General features: G+C 42.3%; 1 protein-coding gene. It reads left to right on the top strand.

Annotated elements, in window-relative coordinates; genetic code table 11:
• On the top strand, positions 1-213 hold a 213-nt coding region (locus ACVC08_RS00310), incomplete at both ends, for a hypothetical protein (RefSeq protein WP_452600521.1).

Genomic DNA, 213 nt, shown 5'->3' with positions numbered 1-213 from the left:
CACTGTAGTCGCTGGAACTTGCGAAGGATCATTCGTAATCACCAGAACATGGACATTAACAGATAGCTGTGGTAACACTGCGCCAGAACAAACGCAAACCATTACCGTTTCCGATAATATCGCACCAACATTTACTGCACCTGCAGATATTGAGATATTTACAGATGCATCATGTAACTACGATGCTGGAGTAAACATTACAGGAGATGTTAC

It is taken from the genome of Pontimicrobium sp. MEBiC06410, from assembly GCF_053601615.1.
Note: the sequence above shows the minus strand (reverse complement) of the source record. Positions and strands in the feature narration are given on the sequence as shown.